Raw genomic sequence first — 21,221 nt, forward strand, 5'->3', positions numbered from 1 at the left:
TGTCAGGACTTGTTTCATGACAAGATTGTATTACGTATCGAAGAAATTCTGTTGTGTTTATAGATAATTTGTTCAGCGGGTACGTTTCACGCGCATTCCTCCCGACACTCAACGGGGTACCGTTAGAGTGCGGGACTCCTGCTGTTTTAGTTGAAACTGCAATTCATCTGCCAAAGGCTGGTAAATTTCTCGATCGCCCGATTCATTGCAATAATCCCACAAACCATTGTAACAGTGCCTGTCGTCGTCCCAACCCGGATGGTTGACAATCGGATACAAGCAGATTCCCTCTATCGGAACCCCTGCTTTCATCGCCGCCGCTACCTCAGTGCACACATAATTAAACCAGACAGGTCTAAAATCGTCTTCAGTACCCGTTTCAGCGATGAATAAGGGGCGGCCGTAGCGCTCAAACACTTCTTGCAGCATTTCACCAAACGGGCGGTACAGCGGATCGGTGTATTTCATGGGCTCTTCATTGTGAATCCACTGATTGCGATCGTAATAATTCACCCCAATAATATCGAGATATTTTTCCTTGCCGCCGAGTTCCGGGCGAAAGCGTCCAGCCAACATATCCCAAGCTTGATATTGACATAAGCGATAACCTTCCGCCGCATCCCGATCCTCCGGTTTGTCAGGGTCAGCAATAATGTTAATTACGGGGTCGATTTGAACGATGCGAGTGCGGGGATTGACTTCCCAAACTGATTCTATCGCTGCGATCGAAGCTTTGATTAACTGGATTTTTAGCTCGTCTCCCCGCCCTTTCGCAAACGGATTGATATAGGCGACATCGCCGCCTGCCCAAGCAATAAATGAAATTTCATTGACAGGTGTTACAAAAGGTGTTTGGTCTGTTTCCTCAGTTAGCACTTCCATAAAAGCGCGCACCATGCTTGCAAACCTGGACACAAATTCGGGACTGAAAATATCAATATCGTCTGGCCAGCCGTAGTGAAACAAATCCCAAATTACCTGCATTTTCATGTCGCGGGCGGCGCGGATGATTGGCAGGGAACTGGAAAAATCGTATTTTCCGGGTGTCTGTTCGATTAAGTGCCAGCGGAGGCCTTCGCGGACTGTGTAAATGCCTTGCTGCTGCAAGCGTTGGTAGTCGGCTGCTACAAATTTATCGTGGCCGGTGGCGGCTGTGACATCGAGACGCTTTCCTGATAGCAATTTGTGGGTGGAACATTCAAAGCCACCCATGAAAAAACTTTGAAACATCGATCGAATGGGTAATGGGTAATGGGGCATTGGGCATGGGTATCAACAAACAGGTCAAACCCAGTCACAGACTGCTGTTTGACTATTAACGCCAGATAGCCCTGGCGCCAAGGGCGGGCACGGGGGCACCGCCCCTACGAAGGGGGGGACTGGAAACGTCTTCAAGTTTCAAAAGCGAACATCATTGCACGTTCTGCCTTTTCCCCTTAAGAAGGGGGGGACTGGAAACGTCTTCAAGTCAACCCCTACTCCCCTTCTTAAGGGGGATTTAGGGGGATCTCAACTCGGGTATAAGCGAGATTTCTCAACGGTTTTAGTCTTAAGTTGACACCAATTAGGAGTTAGTAATAGCTGCCGGCTGTGAACTTTCTTCGGGAATATCCCAGCCGAGAGTTGCCGCCGCGATCACCTCTAGGGGAAACTTGGGAGTGCGATCGGCATACAGCAAACCGTTAGCTTCTTGGAAAGTATCGGTTAACTGCGTGTAACAAAATCCGCTGAACATTTCCACTCGGTTTACCACCTTTAACAGCGCGCTGTAGCGCCTTTGGAGTTCCAGCGTGTCCGACGCGCGCACGTAGCCCCAAACCCTGTAAAAATCGGGGTTTTCGCGACCGGCGCAGGCGATGCCACCGAATTCTGTCAGCATCACCGGCTGTCCTTGGTGCGGGTGGCCGTCGAGGGTGAGGACTCGCCCGCCGGGACGCCCGCGATTAAACAAATCGGCTAGCTGGACTTCGGGCCCGTAGCGCTTGGCTAGGGTTTGCGGGTTGTTGTCGTAGTCGTGAATCGCCAGGATGTCGGTATCGATACTTTCCCAGCCGTCGTTACCGATGACGGGACGAGTCGAATCGAGGGTTTTTGTCAAGAAATACAGCGCTTGCACGTAGTTGCGGTGGGCTGCGGCTTCGACTAAATTCGGAACTCCCCAGGATTCGTTGAACGGCACCCAGACTACGATACAGGGGTGGCTGGCGTCGCGGTCGATGACTTCCGTCCACTCCCGCGTCAGCCGTTGTACGGCTTTGGGAGTGAAGCGGTAGGCGCTGGGCATTTCTTCCCAAACTAGGAGCCCCAGCACGTCAGCCCAGTACAAAAATCGCGGGTCTTCGATTTTTTGGTGCTTGCGGACGCCGTTGAAACCCATTGCTTTGACTAATTCGACATCGTGGCGCAAAGCTTCGTCGTTCGGGGCAGTCATCATGGTGTCGGGCCAGTAACCTTGGTCGAGCACCAGTCGCAAATAGTAGGGGCGGCCGTTTAGCATGAAGCGATCGCGCTGGATGCTGACCGTCCGCATGGCGGTATAAGATTTAACCTCGTCGAGTAGTTTGCCGTCGGCCCACAACTGCACTTGAGCGTTAATTAGCGTCGGCTTTTCGGGACTCCACAGCAATTCGTTGCGGTAGTCGTCGATACCAGGGTCTGAGAGGGCGATGCGGCGGTGGATTTCGCCGTTGATTACTTCGTAGGTGTCGTTGACCAGCAGCATACAGCCGATCGACAGTTTAACTTTAATTTGGATTCCCGACTGGCGATCGCCGGCGACAAACGCTTCAAAACCGATTTCCCAGCGTTCAAACTGGGGAGTCCAGCGGATGCGCTCGATATAAGTGTGAGGCACCAATTCTACCCAGACTGTCTGCCAAATGCCAGTCGTGCGCGGATACCAAATACTGTGGGGCTCTATTTGCCAGTCTTGCTTGCCGCGCGGTTGCTCCAAATCTTGTGGGTCGTCCTGGGCCCAGACTGTCACCCGCTGTGGCCCGTTGAGGTTTACAACTGGTGTAATGTCTACGCTGAAAGGAGTGTGTCCGCCTTCGTGTTCGATGACATACTGACCGTTCACCCAGACGCGGGCGCGGTAGTCTACGGCCCCAAAGTGGAGGAGAACTCTGCCTTCTGTGTGGGGTACGTCAAATTCGCGTTCATACCAGCAGTTGGCGTGAAAATTCGTGTCGCCGATCCCGCTTTTTGCCGATTCTGGAGCAAACGGCACTTCTATAGTGTGAGTCCACTCAGAAATATCGATCGGCTGCACGCAGCGGCCTGCGTCATCGTAAGCAAATCTCCACTGACCGTTGAGACAAATCCAGTTGCTCCGGCGCAATTGGGGGCGCGGATAACCTGTTTTCCGCCCTTGAACAGTCACCTTACTATCAAGAGTGGAAGACTCTTCAATTTCGCAATTTTCTAGTGCTCTTCCTAACCAACTCATCGGCACATCTACCTGAAGTTATATATATAGGTTAACGACAATTGCCCTGACTTTGACAAGTTTTTTGCTGATTAATTTGCAAAAGTTCTGCACCTTAAAACAGCCTCATCTAAAGGCTGTCTTGTGCTCAAGGCAGAAGTCATTAGTCAGAAGGAACGAAGAAGGAAGAAGGAAGAAGGAAGGAAGAAGGAAGAAGGAAGATTTTTCCCATCCCCCACTCGCACACTTCGTCACTCTGGGCCTCTCCGAGTCTCCCTCTCTCCCCCTCTGAGCCACTCTCACTCGGAAACTCTCCCCAACTCAAAACTCTAGTTTAGGTGGCAAGACTGTGCAAACCTCCTAACGGTTCAGTTAGCTCACTTTTGAGAGAAAATTCTTCGGCAAACGGCAAACAATGAAATATTTGCTGTAGTCCCGTGAGTTCAAATAGAATTCTAACTTGTTCGCTCATGGCAGAGATCAAAAGTATACATTTGCTGTCTCTAACTAATTTCACGATCGCCACTACAGCCATTAACTCGGAATTTTTCAGGAATTTTATTTGTGAGAAATCCAGCATAAGAATTTTGCCACCGCTTTCAATGAGGCGCTGTATTTCTTTCTGAAACTGAGCAAATTGAGAATTTTCCAAAACCTCATGAGACAAAACAATTTTCACTAGAACGTTCATTTTTACCTCTATGCTTGTTTGAATTATTAAATAACTTTTGATGAAAACCGAGTAAGGTGCTCTCTCGGCACCTTACCGTTTTACCCGTAACTCGCAGCTTCCCGCTACTTGCTAGCAGATTTGCCGTTGCCGTTGGCGTTGCTGTTGCCGTGGTTGACAGCAGCGACTTCTAGAGAAGTGGTGGCGGGGCGATGGGCGACTCCATTGGATGTGCTGACATTAGAGGCAGAACCGTTAACATTTTCTACCAATTCAATCACCGGCTTGGTAGTAATTTGTTTGTAAGTTGTCAGAGCTTGAGCGACCACTTGATCCATGTTGTAATACCTGTAAGTCGCCAGCCTTCCCACGAAAGAGACTCCCGGAGTTGAATCAGCCAAAGCCTTATATTTCTTGTAAATTTCGGCATTTTCTGGACGCGGAACCGGGTAGTAAGGGTCTCCCTCAGCTTGGGGATATTCGTAGACAATGCTAGTTTTTAGATGCTCTTGTCCGGTGAGGTATTTAAACTCGGTACAGCGAGTATATAAATGCTCGTTGGGGTAATTTACCACCGGTGCTTCTTGGTGTACGGCTACGTTCAGTGTTTCGTGCTTGAATTCCAAGGAACGGTAAGGAAGTTTGCCGTAGCAATAATTGAAATAGGAATCGACTGGCCCGGTGTAAATCATTTCTCCGTAAGGGATAAAACCCTCAATTTCCCGGTAGTCGGTATTCAGCATCACTTTGATGTTTGGGTGAGAAAGCATCTTTTCAAACATCCGAGTGTAGCCGTGCAGCGGCATTGCTTGATAGGTATCGGTGAAATAGCGATCGTCCCGGTTAGTGCGAGTAGGTACGCGCGCAATCACTGAGTTGTCGAGCTCCGACGGGTCCATTCCCCACTGTTTGCGGGTGTAGTTGCGGAAGAATTTCTCGTAAAGTTCGCGACCGACTTTGCTGACAACTACATCTTCGGAAGTGCGAATGTAATCCTTTGGTTCTGCTACTTTCGCGAAGAAATCTTCTACTTCAAATGAGGTGAGATTCAGTCCGTAAAGTTTATTTACGGTGTTGAGATTGATCGGAATTGGCAGCAGTTGACCGTCAACGCTGGCGAGGACGCGGTGTTCGTAGGGCCGCCACTCGGTGAAGCGCGAAAGATACTCGAAAACGGGGCGCGAATTGGTGTGAAAAATGTGGGGGCCGTATTTGTGTACGAGGATGCCATGATTGTCGTAGTGATCGTATGCGTTGCCGCCGATGTGGTTGCGGGTATCAATTATCAGGACAGTTTTTCCGGCTTCATTTGCTAGTCTTTCGGCAATGACGCTACCTGCAAATCCTGCTCCGACGATTAAATAGTCAAACATGGAAACACCTCTGAGTTTGGGTAAGGGTAAGGGTAAGGAATAATTGGTAATTGGAGATACAGCGAGGAGTTTTGAATCCGTAAAGTGTCACTCTTTAACTTCAACCTCAACATTCCTAACTTAAAACTTTCATCCGGTCTTCGGCTTTCTGCTTTTTATCGTCGATCGCACTTTCGATCAACCCCAGCATTTGGCCCCAGGTATTGTCCCAAGAATTGTCTGCTAAAAAGGCGTCTACTTCACTCAGCCACTTGGTGCGAACGTCCGAACTTTCGCTGAGGATTTCTTGGGCACAAGCAACGAATTCTTCAGAATTGCTAGCAATCCGAACCAAGCCGTTTTCTCCGTAGGGCCGCACCACGTCGCGGATAGGAGTAGAAATCACAGGTTTGCCGGCAGCGAGGTATTCTGGAGTTTTCGTGGGACTAATAAACTTAGTCGATTCGTTAATCGCAAAAGGCAGCATTGCGATCTCCCACCCGCCCAGATACGCTGGCAGTTCTTGATAAGATTTGCCGCCGAGATAGTGGATATTTGGGTGAGTTGGCAGAGTTGCCGGATCGATTTTCACCACCGGGCCAATGATGACTAAATGCCAGTCCGGCCTTGCTTGGGCCATGCCCGCCAGCAGTTCGATATCCATGCGTTCGTCTATGACGCCATAAAATCCCAAACGCGGGTGAGGAATGTCTTTTTGATCCGCCGGTTCTTCTGAAAGATTCCTGGCTGTCGCAAAGTGTTCTTTTTCGATACTGCTGGGGAAGGGGTGAATATTTTCGTGCTGGTGCTGTTTAGCTTCGTAAAGGTTGTGACCCCCGGTAAATACTACGCTGGCGCGCTTTAATAATTGGTTTTCATTGGCTTTTAAATCCGGGTGCGCGCCTTGGAATGCTGACAGTTCATCCATGCAGTCGTAGACTACAGCTAGCGGCTTTAAGTGGCTTGTGAAACTGACAGCCATTGGTGTGTAATACCACAGGATGTACTGGCTAATTTCGGCCGCTTGAAACAAATCATCTAGCATGGCTTGCTGAGCAGTTTGTGCTGTTGCTTCGCTGGTTCCTTCGCTCAGGTGCGGTACGATTACCCAGACTCCGCTTTCGTGGATGCTGACATCAAGCCACCAATCTGTAGCTGCGCTAAAAACAGGTTCTTCTACAAAGAAGACGCGACGATTTTTCGCACAGCGACTCAAGAGATGTTGCGGACGCTGATAGACAAAATTCCACCGCAAATGAGACAGGCAAACTAAATCTGGTGCATCTAAAGCCTCAGTTTTTGATAAGTTGGCGCGCAATGCGGGCGAGGGAGCGAATTGAGAGGGCGATTTGGCTGGATCTATAGAGGTAAATCGGATCTCCCATGCTCGCTCTTTATTGCTATAATTATTGTTTACTGAGTTTTCTGGGGGCGACATATTAGCCTCTGGAATTTGTCAATGAAAATTTGTCCGTTAAAATTGGTCAATAGGATATATTTCTCAGCAGTGTCTTACTGAAAGTCACAAGCATAAATCTGAGAAGTTTTATTGACGAGCAAGCGCCGCATTCATTGAGCAAAACAAAGAAACTGTTTAGCTGCGGAAAAACAGGCTTATCTGCTTTTTTCAGAAGTGAAACGGGGAGATAAGTTAATATTGTTTGACTTGCTATTGCTGTTAAATATAACGCAGTTTTTCGGCCCTAACTTCTATCTGAAGGATGACTTTTATCTCAGGAGACACCTAGCTTGCACGCTGGGTTCAAAAGCCGTTAAAATGCCGATCGACCTTGTAAAATGACTTTTAACGGGCCGGTACGGGGTGAAAAAAGAGCGAGTTTTATTGCTTTATTGGAAGATGAGAGAAAATTTGCCATCAAGTTTATGTTGCTTTTTGATTTGACAAACCTTGCTTTTTTTTAACTCATCCGATCGCTAATTTGGGAAAATTGTATCCTAATATACCAAGTAGCCCCAGAGATATCTGACTTCCGATAGATTAACAATTGACTGTTTATGCACTGAGGTTAAACTCACGGAACAGCACCTGTCTCAACAATACCAGAGAAACCAGGCAACGGCAACGATAAACCTAAGATTTTGCGCGAGTATAGGCCAAGAAACCAAGGTGAGGACTTTTGCGCTGTGGGCGTGAGTTTAACCTCGCGCCCACAGCACAAATGTCAATCATCCCTCTAAGGGCGGGTTCGCCGATATCTCCAATCAAACGCCAAATATCCACGTAAACCCGCGACTAGAAAATAGCAGCAACTTTACAGTCGGCGGCTGTCAATTTTGGCGATTCCTCCTCCAAAGGCAAAATCTTGCACCCTCGAACTCTTTAAGAAATCGTGAGGGAAACCCAATTCAATTGCACTTACTTTGTCTAACTGCTGCATTTGTTCCGGGGTTAATTCAAACTCCAAACAAGCGAGATTTTCCTGAAGTTGCGAGAGTTTGCGCGAGCCCACAATCGGAATAACTTCGACTGGCTGTTGGATCAGCCAATTTAGGGCTACTTGAGAAGCAGGTTTGCCAATTTCGGCTGCTATGAAGCTAACTTCGTCAGCAATTTTGAGGTCTCGTTCGTTAATTTTTCCCGATTCAGGTGAATTCAGCCGTTTAGCTTCGCTGGCGGTTTCTGAAGTGTTGTATTTTCCTGTCAGCAAGCCGGCGGCTAGGGGGCTCCAAGCTGTGACGCCAATATCAAAGGCCTGTGCCATAGGGAGCAAGTCCCGTTCAGGAGTTCGCTCTTTTAAAGAATAGCTGGCAAAAGTATAGTCATTTATTACATGACATGGGAGGCGTTAAGTCCCTCCCCCTTCACTTTTACTTCGAGCGGATTGACCCGCCTCGGCTGAACTACGCAGCTCCCTATCAAGAAAGCTAAACGCATTTGGGATTGCTTTTCTGAGGATGTTGTAAGACCCGTTCACATCGGAATTAATTAATTGACCGACCGATGTCTTGTACAAACCTCTCTTGATCCGCTTGCCACTAAACACAGCATCCTTATCGGTCTTTCCATAGACAGGAATCGGATCTAAAGTCAGAAAATTTGATTTCGATGTATAAGATTCTTCTTGTACAATCATCTTAATCCCAACCAATCGAGCCTTATATTCCAACATCTCAATCAGTCGAGTATGAGGAATGCCGACGAAGTTTTGGTTGGTTTGCTTTCCTAAATCAATCTCGGTTTTCCATTGTGCATTTTTGCCTACAACTAGCGTCCCAATTTGATGGGCGACCAAAAGGTCAACAATTAGGCGACTGGTATGATGCAAGTAATTATCGACTTTTTGGTGGCGACAGCGAGTTAAGCGTTGAATGCGGGGTGAACTCTTGCGACTTCCTTTTAACTGAGATTGTAACCGTGCTTTACGTTTGTTGTAGAACTGGTTGATTGATTTCAACGGACGCCCGTTAATCAACAGAGGTATAAAACCCGGCTGATTTGAAGTTAACGCCGCTAAATTATTCAGACCTAAATCAATACTAGCTACGAATTTATCGTCGCTGGCGGTGGGCTCCGGTTCATCGTATATTACCTCAATCACATAAGAATCACATTTGGGAACCAGTCTAACTTGACAGATTCGATCGGGTTCGAGCTGGGTTTTGATTGAGAGATTAGTTCCCGAAAGCTTGACGATTCCTTTCTTTAATTGCTTGCTACTAATTGCCTGAATCGTATAGACAAGGATATTCCGACCCTTGACTTTATCTTTGTACTTCGGTAGCTTCGGGCGGCCAGTAAATTTAGAGTCATCAGCTTTGTAAGCTTTAACTGCTTCAAAAAAGGACTTCCAATTCTTGTCCAATATCATCAGTATTTGCTGACTGACCTTTGCTGGCAAAACCTTGTATGCTTGATGAGATTTCATCAAACGGTTCATCTCGTTGTAATTAACGTAACCCCATCCATAGATAAAACTCTGACGAATGACGTAGTTAGCGACATTGTAGAGATTTTTGGACTTAAATGCTAATTTATCAATTTCGGCGAAACGGTGTTCCGTAGATTTAATGATGTGCCTCTCTGCTAGTTGCATTCTGAGCCTCCATCTTTTAACAATCACAACATTTTTTTGACTTCCATGACTATACGATACTACTATTGTTTATTGATGCTTACCAACTTAATGAAGTTTCACAATACTTAGTGGCAACTACCCATTTTGCGCGATCGGCTGCGATGAACTCGCCCACATATTTTTCGCTAGTACCGTTGGTGTAGAGATTCGCGGTATCAATGAAATTGCCACCCGCTTCTGCAAAGGCGTCGAACATTTTCCGGCTTTCGTCGTAGGAACTCCCCCAACCCCACTCTTCCCCAAAAGTCATGGTTCCGAGGCAGATTTCGGAAACGCGAAGTCCGCTGTGACCTAGTAGTTTATATCTCATGTCACTCTTCCCCTAATTAATGGTTGTTAACAGTTTAAATCGGGATTTCCCAAACTGTTGCCATCAGTCGGGGTGGCGAGTTTTACGGGGCCTTAGTGCTGTGCTTAATGTTGAATGTTTTGCCAAGTCAATCAAAATGCCTTAGCTTCCGGGGCTCCTGGCCGTCGCCCCTGCGTTTACTTTTAACACCGCGCAGGGGCGATCGGCTTACCAATGTATTTAGGATTACATTGCTTTCTTAAAATACAGTAAAATCGGTAAATTCTAATCTACCTTTAGGTAGGTATTTACTGACATGAGTTATATATAAAAAAATGTTCTATTTTATATAAGAAAACCAAACTGAACGATAAAAAATATCTGTAGCTAAATTAACTTTTTAGCGTTATAGTGATTTATAGATTACAAAAACTAGGTGACTCTCTTGGCTGACATCGTTGATACCGCCGTTTCGGCAGGCTCTTTTACTACCCTAGTTGCTGCCGTCCAAGCCGCTGGTTTAGTAGATACTCTCAAAGGCGCTGGCCCCTTCACCGTTTTCGCTCCTACAGACGAAGCTTTTGCTAAGCTTCCCGCAGGTACTGTAGAAGCACTGCTTAATGACATTCCTAAACTCACAAAAATCTTGACTTATCATGTCGTTTCCGGCAAAGTTATGGCCGCTGATGTGGTCAACCTGACATCTGCCAAGACAGTTGAAGGTTCAGAAGTGAAAATTGATGCTTCCAATGGCGTCAAAATCAATGATTCTACCGTTACAACAGCCGATGTTGCTGCTGATAATGGTGTCATCCACATTATTGATTCAGTCTTGCTTCCTGCGTAAGCACAAACTTAGATAGCGCAATACTATCTTGAGGGCGGTGGCTATAGTTAGCCGCCGCCCTGTTTTAGTTGATAGTTGAGATTTAAATATTTTACGCAGGTTGATAATTAAAACTATTATAGAGTAGCGGGAATTTGCCGATCGCACTGGGCTTGAGTCTGCCCCAAATTTGTCGCTGCTGAATTTACCGGGAAAACTGGTTGCCGGCAAACTGCCACAGGTACTCGGAAAAAAAATTATCAAAAAAATAAAAAAGTGCGATCGACCGCGTTAGCAATTGCCGATAATTAGCGGCCCACTTATTTTGCACTCTTGGGCTGCTTCCCGGTTGATGCGTAGATACCATGCCACCAAACCCAACATTTCTCCGAGAAACTGGGTTTACGAGGCCTTGTCCTAATTAAGATACAATAAGAACCACAAAGAAAGTGCGATCGACATTATTTGACATTCAAGCTATGCAATCTACAACTCAGTCCGAGACAGAACTGGCGATGGACGCTCCCAAACACGGATTGCCCGTTACCATCATTACAGGATTTCTCGGCAGCGGCAAAACAACCCTGCTCAACCACATCCTGACCAACCAGCAGGGTTTGAAAACAGCAGTTTTGGTAAATGAATTTGGCGAAATCGGCATCGACAACGAACTGATTGTCACCACCGACGACAACATGGTTGAGCTGAACAACGGCTGCATCTGCTGCACAATTAATGAAGATTTAGTTAATGCAGTTTACAAAGTTCTGGAACGTCAAGAAAATCTTGATTATCTAGTAGTCGAAACAACCGGACTCGCCGACCCGCTGCCAGTAGCAATGACTTTTTTAGGCACAGAACTGCGCGACCTGACTCGTCTAGATTCGATAGTTACAGTAGTAGACGCAGCCAACTACAGCTTAGATTTGTTCAACTCTCAAGCAGCTTACAGTCAAATAGCTTACGGCGATATAATTATCCTCAACAAAACTGATTTGGTTGAGGAAGCAGATTTAGATTTGTTGGAAGTTAAGATTCGCGATGTCAAAGAAGGTGCTCGAATTCTGCGAACAGTAAAATCGCAAGTTCCCCTGCCGCTAGTCCTCAGCGTCGGATTGTTTGAATCGGACAAATATTTCCAATCTGAAGAAACTGCTAGCAGTCACGACCATCACGACCACCACGACCATCACGACCATCACGACCATCACGACCACAGCCATCACGACCACCACGACCATCACGGCCACGAACATCACGACCACCACGACCACAGCCATCACGACCACAGCCATCACGACCACTCCGACCATTTAGAAAATGACGGATTTACCTCAATTTCTTTCCTGAGTGACAAGCCGTTTTCTCTGAGAAAATTTCAATATTTCTTAGACAAACAACTGCCAACAAATGTGTTTCGCGCGAAAGGGATTATGTGGTTTGAAGAAAGTCCGAAACGACATATTTTTCACTTGAGCGGCAAGCGATTTACGATGGACGATGACCAGTGGAAAGGCGATCGCAAAAACCAGCTTGTTCTCATTGGTCAGGGTTTGGATACCGAGACTTTGCGATCGCAACTCGAAAACTGTCTTTGTATGCCTTCCACCAGTCGCGGCAAAGGTTTTGGGAAAAACTAAAGGTTGAAAATTAAACAGAACAGACGTGCGCTGGCTAGAAACCCGGTTTTTTTCGTCGAGACTTCGCGGTTAAAACTTATATCTTGCACCACTCTCAATTAGCCTTTTAGGAACAGGCTTTCCGGCCTGTTCCACAAGAAAATATACTCTTTGTGGAACAGGCCGGAAAGCCTGTTCTTGAGAATGGTGCAAGATATAAGTTTTAACCAAGATTTATCGGAGAAACCGGGTTTTTTTTCATAATTCCTATTCAAAAGGTAAGTTTACCTTTTGATTTTTAGTTTTAAATTTAAGCATTTCTAATTTCCCATGCGAGTCATCATCCAGCGAGTAAAATCATCTCAAGTCGAAATAGACGATCAAATTGTCGGCAAAATTGGCTGCGGGCTTAACTTGCTTGTAGGTATTGCAGACACCGACACCGAAGCAGAACTCGATTGGATGGCTCGCAAATGCCTGGAATTGCGTTTGTTTCCCGACTCTGCCGGGGATACCGGCCGTTGGAACAAGTCCGTACAAGACATCGGCGGCGAGTTGCTGGTTGTCAGTCAGTTTACGCTCTACGGGGACTGTCGCAAAGGTCGGCGGCCTTCATTTGACCGAGCAGCGGCTCCTGAACGAGCCGAAATTTTTTACGATAAATTTGTCGAAAAGTTGCGCCAGAGCGGCTTAAAAGTCGAAACAGGCTTGTTTGGAGCGATGATGCAAGTCTCGATCGACAATGACGGGCCGGTGACTTTGGTATTAGAGAGAATCGGGGTGAATTGTGACTTTATAATATAAATAGTTGCCGTGAGTATGGTCACAATTAAAAGTGATTATTGTCATGTAACTCCTAAGTTAATTGTGAGATGATTACTCAAATTTAGTCGTTCGGCATAGGTTAGGCCAGTCAGACTCAGACAAAAATATTATTTTTACATTTATGTTAACCCCAGTAACTAAACCATCTGTCCGAGTTACCGAAATCGGCGAGTACATCCATTATCAATCTTGCGATCGCCGCTTTAAGCTAGAGCATAATAACCGAAAGCTTGGCCGAGAGCTTCCGTTTGCAGAACGCCTCTTCAACTCCTTAGATCCAGTTCTCCAAGAGGCGGGGCGATTGAGGGAGAACGAATGGGAAACTTCTCTCCAAAAAAATGGTCTCATTGACCTCACTTTGTACAGTCAAAAGTCTGCTGACGAAAAGAAGACACCCTGGACTACCTTTGTCGCACAATTGCAAGGTATAAGTTCAGGACAAAGAGCATATGGACGCGAAATTTCTCTTGAAGCAGACGAGGGAGCTTTCCAGATAAAAGGCCAAATTGACTTTGTACTAATTCTGTGGGAAGCCGATCGACCAAAGCTGCGAATTGTTGAATGCAAAGCCAGTCGTCGAGACCGTACCTACCACCGCGTGCAGGTTGCTCTATACCGGATGCTAGTACGGCAGCTTATTCAGGTAAGTCCAGTGGCTATTTGCGGCGTAGAACTCAGACCAGAAGATATCGAGTGCGTGGTGGCTAGGATTGATGAGAGTACAAATAAAAGTCAACTCATCCTCGATTTAAAACCGTTTAAGCTAGATACAGAAGAAGCGGACATTAATCGCCTCCTGGCATCTGAGGGTGCGCTAAACCGCGTAGTTCAGGCTGATTTAGCTGATTTGGACTATCAAATCGATCCGAAGTGTGATGGCTGTGTTTTCAATATTCACTGCTTATCAGAAAGTGCCAGATTGCGTCGTCTTGAACTAATAGGCTTAGATCCATCAGCAGTACGAGTCTTGCGAGCGGCCGGGATTGATAAAATCGATGACTTGGCTGAACTTGACTTAGACGGACAGCAGGCGGTTCAAGTGCGGCACGATCCAAGCTTTAGCGATAACCTAGAACTTATCCAGTTAAAAGCAAAAACTCGCAGGCGTACACTTCCAGGCGGAAATATCAAGCCAGATTCCTATGAAGTAACGCCGCTACCTTATGCAGGTCAAGGTCAACTTCCAGAACACATAATTAATGGTGAACGGCTGATTCGCGTTTACCTTTCTGTGGATTACGACTATGTAGAAAACAGGATTGGAGCGCTTGCAGCTCATGTGACCAAGAGCGAGGGACAATTACATACAAGCTTCACGCAGGTAAATGGACACTGGCAGCCAGACCCCACAGTCAAGGAACGGTGGGAGGTAGAGCGCGATCGAAATAATCGCCCAGTCTATGAAGAGCGTTCTCTCCAAAGTAAAGAAGTTATTGAGTTTCAAACCTCTCCGTGGACGGGGGAATACAGAGAAGACACAGGGGCGGAGAAACAGCTAATTCAAGCGTTTCTAAAGAAGCTGGTTGAGGTTATTGATGAGGTAGCCGAGGCCGAAACCGCTCCCATTCACTTTTATGTCTGGTCTCGATCGGAGATGGATCAGTTGCTCGAAGGATGCTCCCGCGTCAGCTCGCAATTGCTCGCCAACCTCCGAGAACTTCTAGGATGCCGTGAAAGTTTAGAGCAACTCATCTACTCTTGCTTGCACGATGAAGTCGATCGACGTTTTGCCTTGGGATGGACAGGGAGAGGCTTAGCTGTCGTTACTTCTCTGTCGTGGTTTGGGAGGCGTTATCACTGGCGGCGGCGGGTGTCTGGTGTCGAGGTCGATCTAGAGCAAGCTTTTACACAGGATATCTTCGATTTTAAGACTGATTTGGATTTAGATGCTCAGGGGCAGTGGGCAGAGCGAGATTCTGAGCAAGTCAGCAGCCACAAATTTGAAATCCGCAGTCGCTTTTATGATTCCTTAACAGCACCCTACTGGCGCGCTTACTGGCGAAAATTGCCAGATCCAACAGACCCAAATCTATCGCTAGCAGTTGCTAAGGCAATTGAGCGCTACAACAGCGCCCGGAAACCTAACTATCTCAACCATTATTTTCGCGCCCGCGTACACGCGCTGCGGTGGGTTGAAGAAAGCATTCGTTTCAAGAACCCAGAAATAGTAAAACCATCTCTTGTCATCGCTAATTTACTAGAATTCACGCTTGGGGTAGATAATGCCGCTCAGGCGGGGATTGACTATCTCCGATTGGATCAGCACGTTAAAGTGACAAACTGGATTGCTACTCACCTAGTCCCGCCTGTCTATCGCGTCCCTCTAGGGCGCACTATTCCTATTAGTGATGTTGTCTCGCACGGCAACAATAGGCTGACAGCCACTATCAACCTTGATCGGTATGGTATTAACTATGAAGTTTTGGAGACTAACTGCACGATCGAAAAAGGCAACTTTGTAAGGATTAGCCCTTGTTTTAATGATCCGCATCGCGGTCAAACATTCGGTCAACTTCTACGCGGTGGAAGTACGTGTGTTGTGGATAATATTGACTGGGAGACTCGACAGATTGAGCTTTCAGTAAGACAAACAAATAAACAAGACCGCTATCAACTCCCCGGTCGGTTTTATAAGCAAGAGGAAGAGATTTTTTCCTATGCTACTTTAGATGAAAGTCCTTCTGATTTTGTAGCCGGAAAGGTTGACGACAGACTAATAAGTGGTTTCGGAAATCATGTATGTCAGTGGTTCGATCCTGAGCGTCCTCAGATTCCTCCACAACAGGCTCTAGCAGCACAGAAGCTAGAACAATATCAGAATCTACTGCAGTCCTTGACATTGCCTAACGGACAGAAATTGGCTACCGATCAAGTAGCTGCTGCTGTCAGCGGCTTAACCGCTAGAATTCAACTTTTACAGGGGCCTCCAGGAACTGGCAAGACCCAGACAACTGCGATCGCTACTTTTTTAAGAATTTTGGCGCGTTGTTCGATCGGAGATATCGTTCTCATAGCAGCACCTACCCATACCGCTGTAAACAACTTGCTTTTGCGCCTCGATAGCCTCTTGCCAATCCTTCAGCAACAAGCCGATCAATTAGGATTAACAGTACCGCCAATAAAACTTAGCCGAGTTGACCCTAAAGAGGATGAGTCTTTTTTTGAAAAAAATGTTGAATGTTTTCGATCTAAGGGGGATGCGACAAGAGTAAATCAAATGCGCTCAAATGCTGTCTTGGTCATCGGCGGTACAACCAGCGCTCTTTTGAAATTATCGCTGGAAATTAAAGCTATCCAAGTACCTCTACTAATCGTTGATGAAGCAAGCATGATGGTGTTTCCGCACTTTTTGTCACTGGCTACATTAGTAAAAATTGACGGGGAAATCATGCTTGCCGGAGATCATCGGCAGCTATCACCAATTGTTGCTCATAATTGGGAGCAGGAAGACCGTCCGCCCATTCAACTTTACAAACCTTATGTGAGTGCCTTTGAGGCAGTTAAAAATATTAAAATTACAGGAGTTACTGATTCAGCTATTCTGAGTTCGGCGTTGAGTTTTACTTTCCGTTTGCCACCTCTGATTTGTGGCTTAATTTCCCGTATTTACAGAATGGATAATATTGAACTAAAAGGAAGGTCGCTGGATTCAAATAGTCTTTTACAGGAGGAGCTAGGTGGCTTACTTCTTGTTCTTCATTCTGAGCGTCAGTCAAAACGCAGCAATATGCTTGAGGTGGGAATTATTAAGAAAATTATTGAGGCTGCGAAAACTAAAAGAGCAATAGAAAACAAATCTGTTGCTATTGTCACTCCACACCGAGCGCAGCGAACACTGCTTAAAAATTATTTGAATGACTCCCGCGACCTCATCGATGTAATTGATACTGTTGAAAGCTTGCAAGGTGACGAGCGACCTTATATAATTGTGTCGGCAACAGCCAGCGACCCCTCAGCAATCAGTAAAAATGTGGAATTTATCTTAGACCTCAATCGGTCTAATGTGGCTTTTTCTCGGGCTCAGAAACAACTGATTGTGGTCTGCTCTAAGACGCTGCTAGATCACATTCCAGCAGAATTAGAACATTACGAGGAGACAATGCTTTGGAAGTCTTTACGATCTGTGTGTTCGGAACTCATCGGTAAAGAGATGGTGGATGGGCATCAGGTAGAAGTTTTTATGCCACCACCCGATATTCTCGAAAAGCTATCACGCATTTAAATTGCATATTTCAACTAAAGAGGATTTATCACCTTTAATATTTAGTTCGATCGACTCAGCATCGCTGTTGTCAATTTGCGGGTCTAAACTTCTGTAAGGACTTACCCGCCCCCATCAAAGCAATCGGGCTGATTTAATACAATAAATCGCTTCGGGCCTCGCTTTGGAGCCAGAAATCTGGCTTCGGTCGATCGACCTGCCTTCTTGAATAACATTAAATTTCCAGATTAACCGGGTTTCCTAACTGCTGTTGCGTAGGTTCTGAAGACATTGCAGTTAGCTACACTCTGCCAAGTCTCGATTCCACAATCTCTAACGGCCAAAACCGCCTCAAATAGCCAGTTATTAGATTGTCCACTCAGCGGCCTCGCAGCACCCTCCATTTTCCTCGCGATCGCCCCACCAAAATAACAGCTCAGAATGCTTGTACAGTAAGGCTTTAACGGCAATAAAATCAATCTTCCACAGCCAGCGCTTAGAATCAGATTCAGCAGCCAAAAACTGTTGCATGAGAGAGTGGAACACTGGCATAACTACGGTTATCTCTACTTCCGTAACATTCAATGTATAGAGAGTTGAATCCGCCGTGCCAAGCGAAACCGCCAGCAACTGCCACCTCACTCTCTGACAAATGTCCTCGCACACCCGCTGTGCCCTACCACCCGATAAATGCCATGACTGTCAAAACTGCCACCACCGTCAACTGCAACACCGCTTCTGGCTTCAACTGCATTCCGGCTACCTCCAGCGAACCAAACGCCGAAATCAATACTGTTCCCAGCATCAATGTCCTGGCTTTGGCTGACTTCGCCCTCAAAGAATTGCAAGCCGAAATGAAAACTGCCAGCCGCAGCGCTCAAGCAGTGGCGATGCGGATTGCTAAGGAAGTCGAACGGATTTGCCAAAAGAGCGATCGCATCCAAATTTCCGGCGAAGTTGAAGCTTGGCAAATCACCTTGGCGGAGCACCGGTTGCAAAAAACCCTGCAATACTACCGCCTCGGTTCCAAGCAAGGCCGCGTCGAACTGCATTCTCACCTCGCGGCTATGATTTACCGCCATGTTGCTTCTTTCCGATCGAACTTGAACTTCCAAGCTCGCTACAACATGATTGAAGACTTTTTGCAAGGCTTTTACATCGAATCTCTGCGAGCTTTCCGCCGCGAACATCAACTCGATGTCACCTACCAGCCCCGCACGCAGCTAGAATTGGCTGAGTACATGGCTTTTACCGAGCACTACGCTAAGCGCCAAATCGGCTTACCGGGCCGCAACCGCCAGCGCCTGATCGTGTTGCGTGCTCAAGGATTTGCCAAGGGCCAGCCTCCCGAAACTGCGATCGACATTGAAATGGCTGTAGAGTCGGGCAAGGGAGAAGATGCGGAAATTTACAGCCGCTCTCCGGCGCTGCAACAAGTGCGCGAGCAAATGGTATCGGAAACTGTCGATCCGGCTGATGCTGTGCTGCGCGATCGAGTAGTCTCGGAATTGATCGCCTATCTGGAATCGCAAAATCAGCCAGAATGCGTGAATTACTTAACTTTAAAATTGCAAGACCTTTCGGCTTCGGAAATTGACCGCGCGCTCGGTTTGTCTTCCCGCCAGCGCGACTACTTGCAACAACGTTTCAAGTACCACGTCGAAAAATTTGCCCGCACTCAAAATTGGAAACTCGTCCACGAATGGCTGGGTGCTGATGTCGATCAAAAGCTGGGAATGACTTCGGACAAATGGGAAGCATTTCGCGCTCAACTTGCGCCCGAAATGCAGCAACTGTTAGAAATGAAGCGGAATCAAGAAAGCGACAAGGCGATCGCCACCGCGCTCAAATGCACTCCCAAACAAGTCCAAAAACGCTGGGCGCAACTGTTGGAGCTGGCTAGCCAGACTCGCAACAGCAGCCAAGCTTAACTGGTACTCAAATATGAATGCAACTGTTTTCTTGAGACTGGAAAATGCGATCGGGTGCGGCATCTACACTGGACTGCCCGCCCCGGCGTCCGCTCTCAACTCAACCAGGGCTGCTACTTATTTATCGCCGCTTTTTGGCAAATTCAATTTATTAAAACAACATTACTTTTTTTAATATCTTTCGTTCCCTGGTTAGGCCGGGGAATTTGTTTTTATTAGTCATTAGTTATTAGTCATTAGTCATTAGTCATTAGTCATTAGTCATTAGTCATTAGTCATTAGTCATTAGTCATTAGTCATTAGTTATTAGTCATCAGTCATCAGTCATCAGTTATTAGTCATTAGTTATTAAGCTTTTGCACATTTAAACTGTGAACTAAAATTTGATAAAGTTCTTGTGGGGTGGGCGTCTCGCCCGCACAAAAATACGATTTAGCTGCAGAACAGCTTAGTTATTAGTTATTAGTCATTAGTCATCAGTTATTGGAAATTGCTTGCTGAAGAGGCTGCCTTGCATATATTCATAATGATATTTAAACATACGGAGTAGCATAATCAAGGCAAAGTTGTTCCAATGTGTTTCCCCAAAATATCTCATATAAGAGTCTATTTTTAAAGTAATAAATTATGTATATATAGCCTTTCTCATAAAGATGAGGTACTCATGGGCATAGGGCATAGGGCCTACCTCACTTTTTTGAGAACCGCTATTTTTTTTTATCCGTTAATGTACAGTATCAAAGTCTAATTTATAAATGTATTTTTTTATAAAAATAGTTAAAAACCTCTTGTGAAACTTGAGGGTGCAGAATTTATATCAAAAATGACCAGTCATCTATCCAAAGACAGAAAAATTTTAAAATAAATCTACTCATCCTACTATTCTGTTTCACTAAATCCTTCATAAGAAGGAAGCATCAAATTTAAGCTCTATCTAAAATGGGGTCATAAGTTGATATAGATAGAAAGAGAAGGACTCCTATGTTACTTTACAAAATTGAAGATTTTAATCCCAACTACCGCGAAGCTGCTTTTAATGGCGAAGATATCAAAGGTCTGGATATCTATGCTGGAAATACAGATGAGAAGATTGGCTCCATCGATACCGCGCTAGTTGATGAGACAGGGCGTTTCCGATATTTTGTTGTTGACACGGGTTTCTGGATATTTGGCAAGAAGGTATTAGTTCCAGTTGCTCTTTGTCGAGTGGAGGTTGAGGCAGAACGCATCTACGCGACGGGTTTGAAGAGTAAAGACCAAGCAGAAAGACTACCCAGGTATGAGGATGGGATGGTGGTGGATTACGATTATGAAGAACAAGTTCGGGGTGTTTATCGTACTCTAACTGTAGAAGCGTCTGCACCTGTAGAAGCATCATTGCCTTTAGAAACCTCATTGCCTGTACAAGCATCTGCACCAGTTTCTATGCCGCGTTCTGTCTCTAACCAAGCTAGCGCTGCTGGTTATGACCGCAACACCTACACTTACGAACAAGAGCCTCAATTGTATCAGATGAACGAGCGCGAGCATCACAAATTTCGACTCTACGAAGAACGACTGGTTGCAGAAAAAAGCCGTCACAAAACTGGCGAGGTAGCAATTGGCAAGCGAGTTGAAACCGAAACGGCACGAGTTTCAATTCCCACAGAAAAAGAGCGAGTTGTAATTGAGAGTATAACTCCCGAAAAGGCAGGTGCGCCAGTAAATCGGGATACTCCCTTCAAGGAGGAACCGGTGATGCGTATGGAAGTTTACGAAGAAACTGCTGATATCAAAAAAGAAGCTTTCGTGCGCGAAGAAGTTAACATCAGGAAAGAAGTTGAAACGGAGATTGTTGAGGCAACGGAAACACTGCGTCGTGAAGAGTTGGACGTGAAGAGGGAAGGGCGTTAGAGTGTGAATGAATTTAAGGATCGCGAATTAAATAACTTACAATTTTAATTGTTATTGTGGGATGGGCGTCCCGCCCGTCCTTTTTGGACGG

The 21,221-nt window shown here is 46.1% G+C and carries 14 protein-coding genes and 1 pseudogene; 6 read left to right on the forward strand and 9 right to left on the reverse strand.

Features of this window, described 5'->3' with window-relative positions:
- Positions 1 to 108 precede the first annotated feature (108 nt).
- The 8 genes and pseudogenes from QUB16_RS28205 to QUB16_RS28240 form a co-directional block, all read right to left on the reverse strand.
- Positions 109 to 1,260, reverse strand: coding sequence for a beta-glucosidase (locus tag QUB16_RS28205; protein ID WP_333321313.1), 1,152 nt, complete (start codon positions 1,258 to 1,260; stop codon positions 109 to 111).
- Positions 1,261 to 1,564: 304 nt separating this feature from the next.
- Positions 1,565 to 3,448 (reverse strand): glycoside hydrolase family 2 TIM barrel-domain containing protein, encoded by a 1,884-nt coding sequence (locus QUB16_RS28210; protein ID WP_333321315.1) that lies wholly within the window; start codon positions 3,446 to 3,448, stop codon positions 1,565 to 1,567.
- Between the two features lie 313 nt (positions 3,449 to 3,761).
- Positions 3,762 to 4,118, reverse strand: a complete 357-nt coding sequence (locus QUB16_RS28215) for an STAS domain-containing protein (protein WP_333321317.1) — start codon at positions 4,116 to 4,118, stop codon at positions 3,762 to 3,764.
- Positions 4,119 to 4,222: 104 nt separating this feature from the next.
- Positions 4,223 to 5,470: a UDP-galactopyranose mutase gene (gene glf / locus QUB16_RS28220; protein ID WP_333321319.1), complete on the reverse strand. Its 1,248-nt coding sequence runs from the start codon at positions 5,468 to 5,470 to the stop codon at positions 4,223 to 4,225.
- A gap of 115 nt (positions 5,471 to 5,585) precedes the next feature.
- Complete coding sequence (locus QUB16_RS28225; protein ID WP_333321321.1) at positions 5,586 to 6,887, reverse strand: glycosyltransferase family 1 protein; 1,302 nt, start codon at positions 6,885 to 6,887, stop codon at positions 5,586 to 5,588.
- 835 nt (positions 6,888 to 7,722) lie between these two features.
- Positions 7,723 to 8,238 carry an aldo/keto reductase gene (locus QUB16_RS28230; protein WP_333321335.1) on the reverse strand — a complete coding sequence of 172 codons (516 nt, stop codon included), beginning with the start codon at positions 8,236 to 8,238 and terminating at the stop codon, positions 7,723 to 7,725.
- Positions 8,238 to 9,504 (reverse strand): annotated as a pseudogene (locus tag QUB16_RS28235) (RNA-guided endonuclease InsQ/TnpB family protein). The gene QUB16_RS28230 and the pseudogene QUB16_RS28235 overlap by 1 nt, the downstream one beginning before the upstream one ends.
- Before the next feature lie 79 nt (positions 9,505 to 9,583).
- Positions 9,584 to 9,856, reverse strand: a complete 273-nt coding sequence (locus QUB16_RS28240; protein WP_333321323.1) for an aldo/keto reductase — start codon at positions 9,854 to 9,856, stop codon at positions 9,584 to 9,586.
- A 424-nt stretch (positions 9,857 to 10,280) separates the two neighbouring features.
- Here QUB16_RS28240 and QUB16_RS28245 point away from each other — a divergent pair, with 424 nt between their 5' ends.
- The 4 genes from QUB16_RS28245 (at position 10,281) to QUB16_RS28260 (ending at position 17,327) form a co-directional block, all read left to right on the forward strand.
- Positions 10,281 to 10,682 (forward strand): fasciclin domain-containing protein, encoded by a 402-nt coding sequence (locus tag QUB16_RS28245; RefSeq protein ID WP_333321325.1) that lies wholly within the window; start codon positions 10,281 to 10,283, stop codon positions 10,680 to 10,682.
- A 458-nt stretch (positions 10,683 to 11,140) separates the two neighbouring features.
- On the forward strand, positions 11,141 to 12,301 hold the full coding sequence (locus QUB16_RS28250) for a GTP-binding protein (protein ID WP_333321327.1): 1,161 nt from the start codon (positions 11,141 to 11,143) through the stop codon (positions 12,299 to 12,301).
- A 309-nt stretch (positions 12,302 to 12,610) separates the two neighbouring features.
- Positions 12,611 to 13,084, forward strand: a complete 474-nt coding sequence (gene dtd / locus QUB16_RS28255; protein WP_333321329.1) for a D-aminoacyl-tRNA deacylase — start codon at positions 12,611 to 12,613, stop codon at positions 13,082 to 13,084.
- 142 nt (positions 13,085 to 13,226) lie between these two features.
- Positions 13,227 to 17,327, forward strand: a complete 4,101-nt coding sequence (locus QUB16_RS28260; RefSeq protein WP_333321331.1) for an AAA domain-containing protein — start codon at positions 13,227 to 13,229, stop codon at positions 17,325 to 17,327.
- A gap of 345 nt (positions 17,328 to 17,672) precedes the next feature.
- Here the strand turns inward: QUB16_RS28260 and QUB16_RS28265 are convergent, their stop codons facing one another.
- A complete protein-coding gene (locus tag QUB16_RS28265) occupies positions 17,673 to 17,972 on the reverse strand; it encodes a hypothetical protein (protein WP_333321332.1) in 300 nt (99 codons plus the stop codon).
- Positions 17,973 to 18,001: 29 nt separating this feature from the next.
- Here QUB16_RS28265 and QUB16_RS28270 point away from each other — a divergent pair, with 29 nt between their 5' ends.
- Together QUB16_RS28270 and QUB16_RS28275 are read left to right on the forward strand one after the other, a co-directional pair.
- Positions 18,002 to 19,237 (forward strand): HetZ-related protein, encoded by a 1,236-nt coding sequence (locus QUB16_RS28270; protein ID WP_333321333.1) that lies wholly within the window; start codon positions 18,002 to 18,004, stop codon positions 19,235 to 19,237.
- A 981-nt stretch (positions 19,238 to 20,218) separates the two neighbouring features.
- Positions 20,219 to 21,130: a DUF2382 domain-containing protein gene (locus tag QUB16_RS28275; RefSeq protein ID WP_333321334.1), complete on the forward strand. Its 912-nt coding sequence runs from the start codon at positions 20,219 to 20,221 to the stop codon at positions 21,128 to 21,130.
- Positions 21,131 to 21,221: the final 91 nt, after the last annotated feature.

Origin of the sequence: Microcoleus sp. D3_18a_C4 (genome assembly GCF_036702415.1) — a bacterium.
Lineage (GTDB): Bacteria > Cyanobacteriota > Cyanobacteriia > Cyanobacteriales > Microcoleaceae > Microcoleus.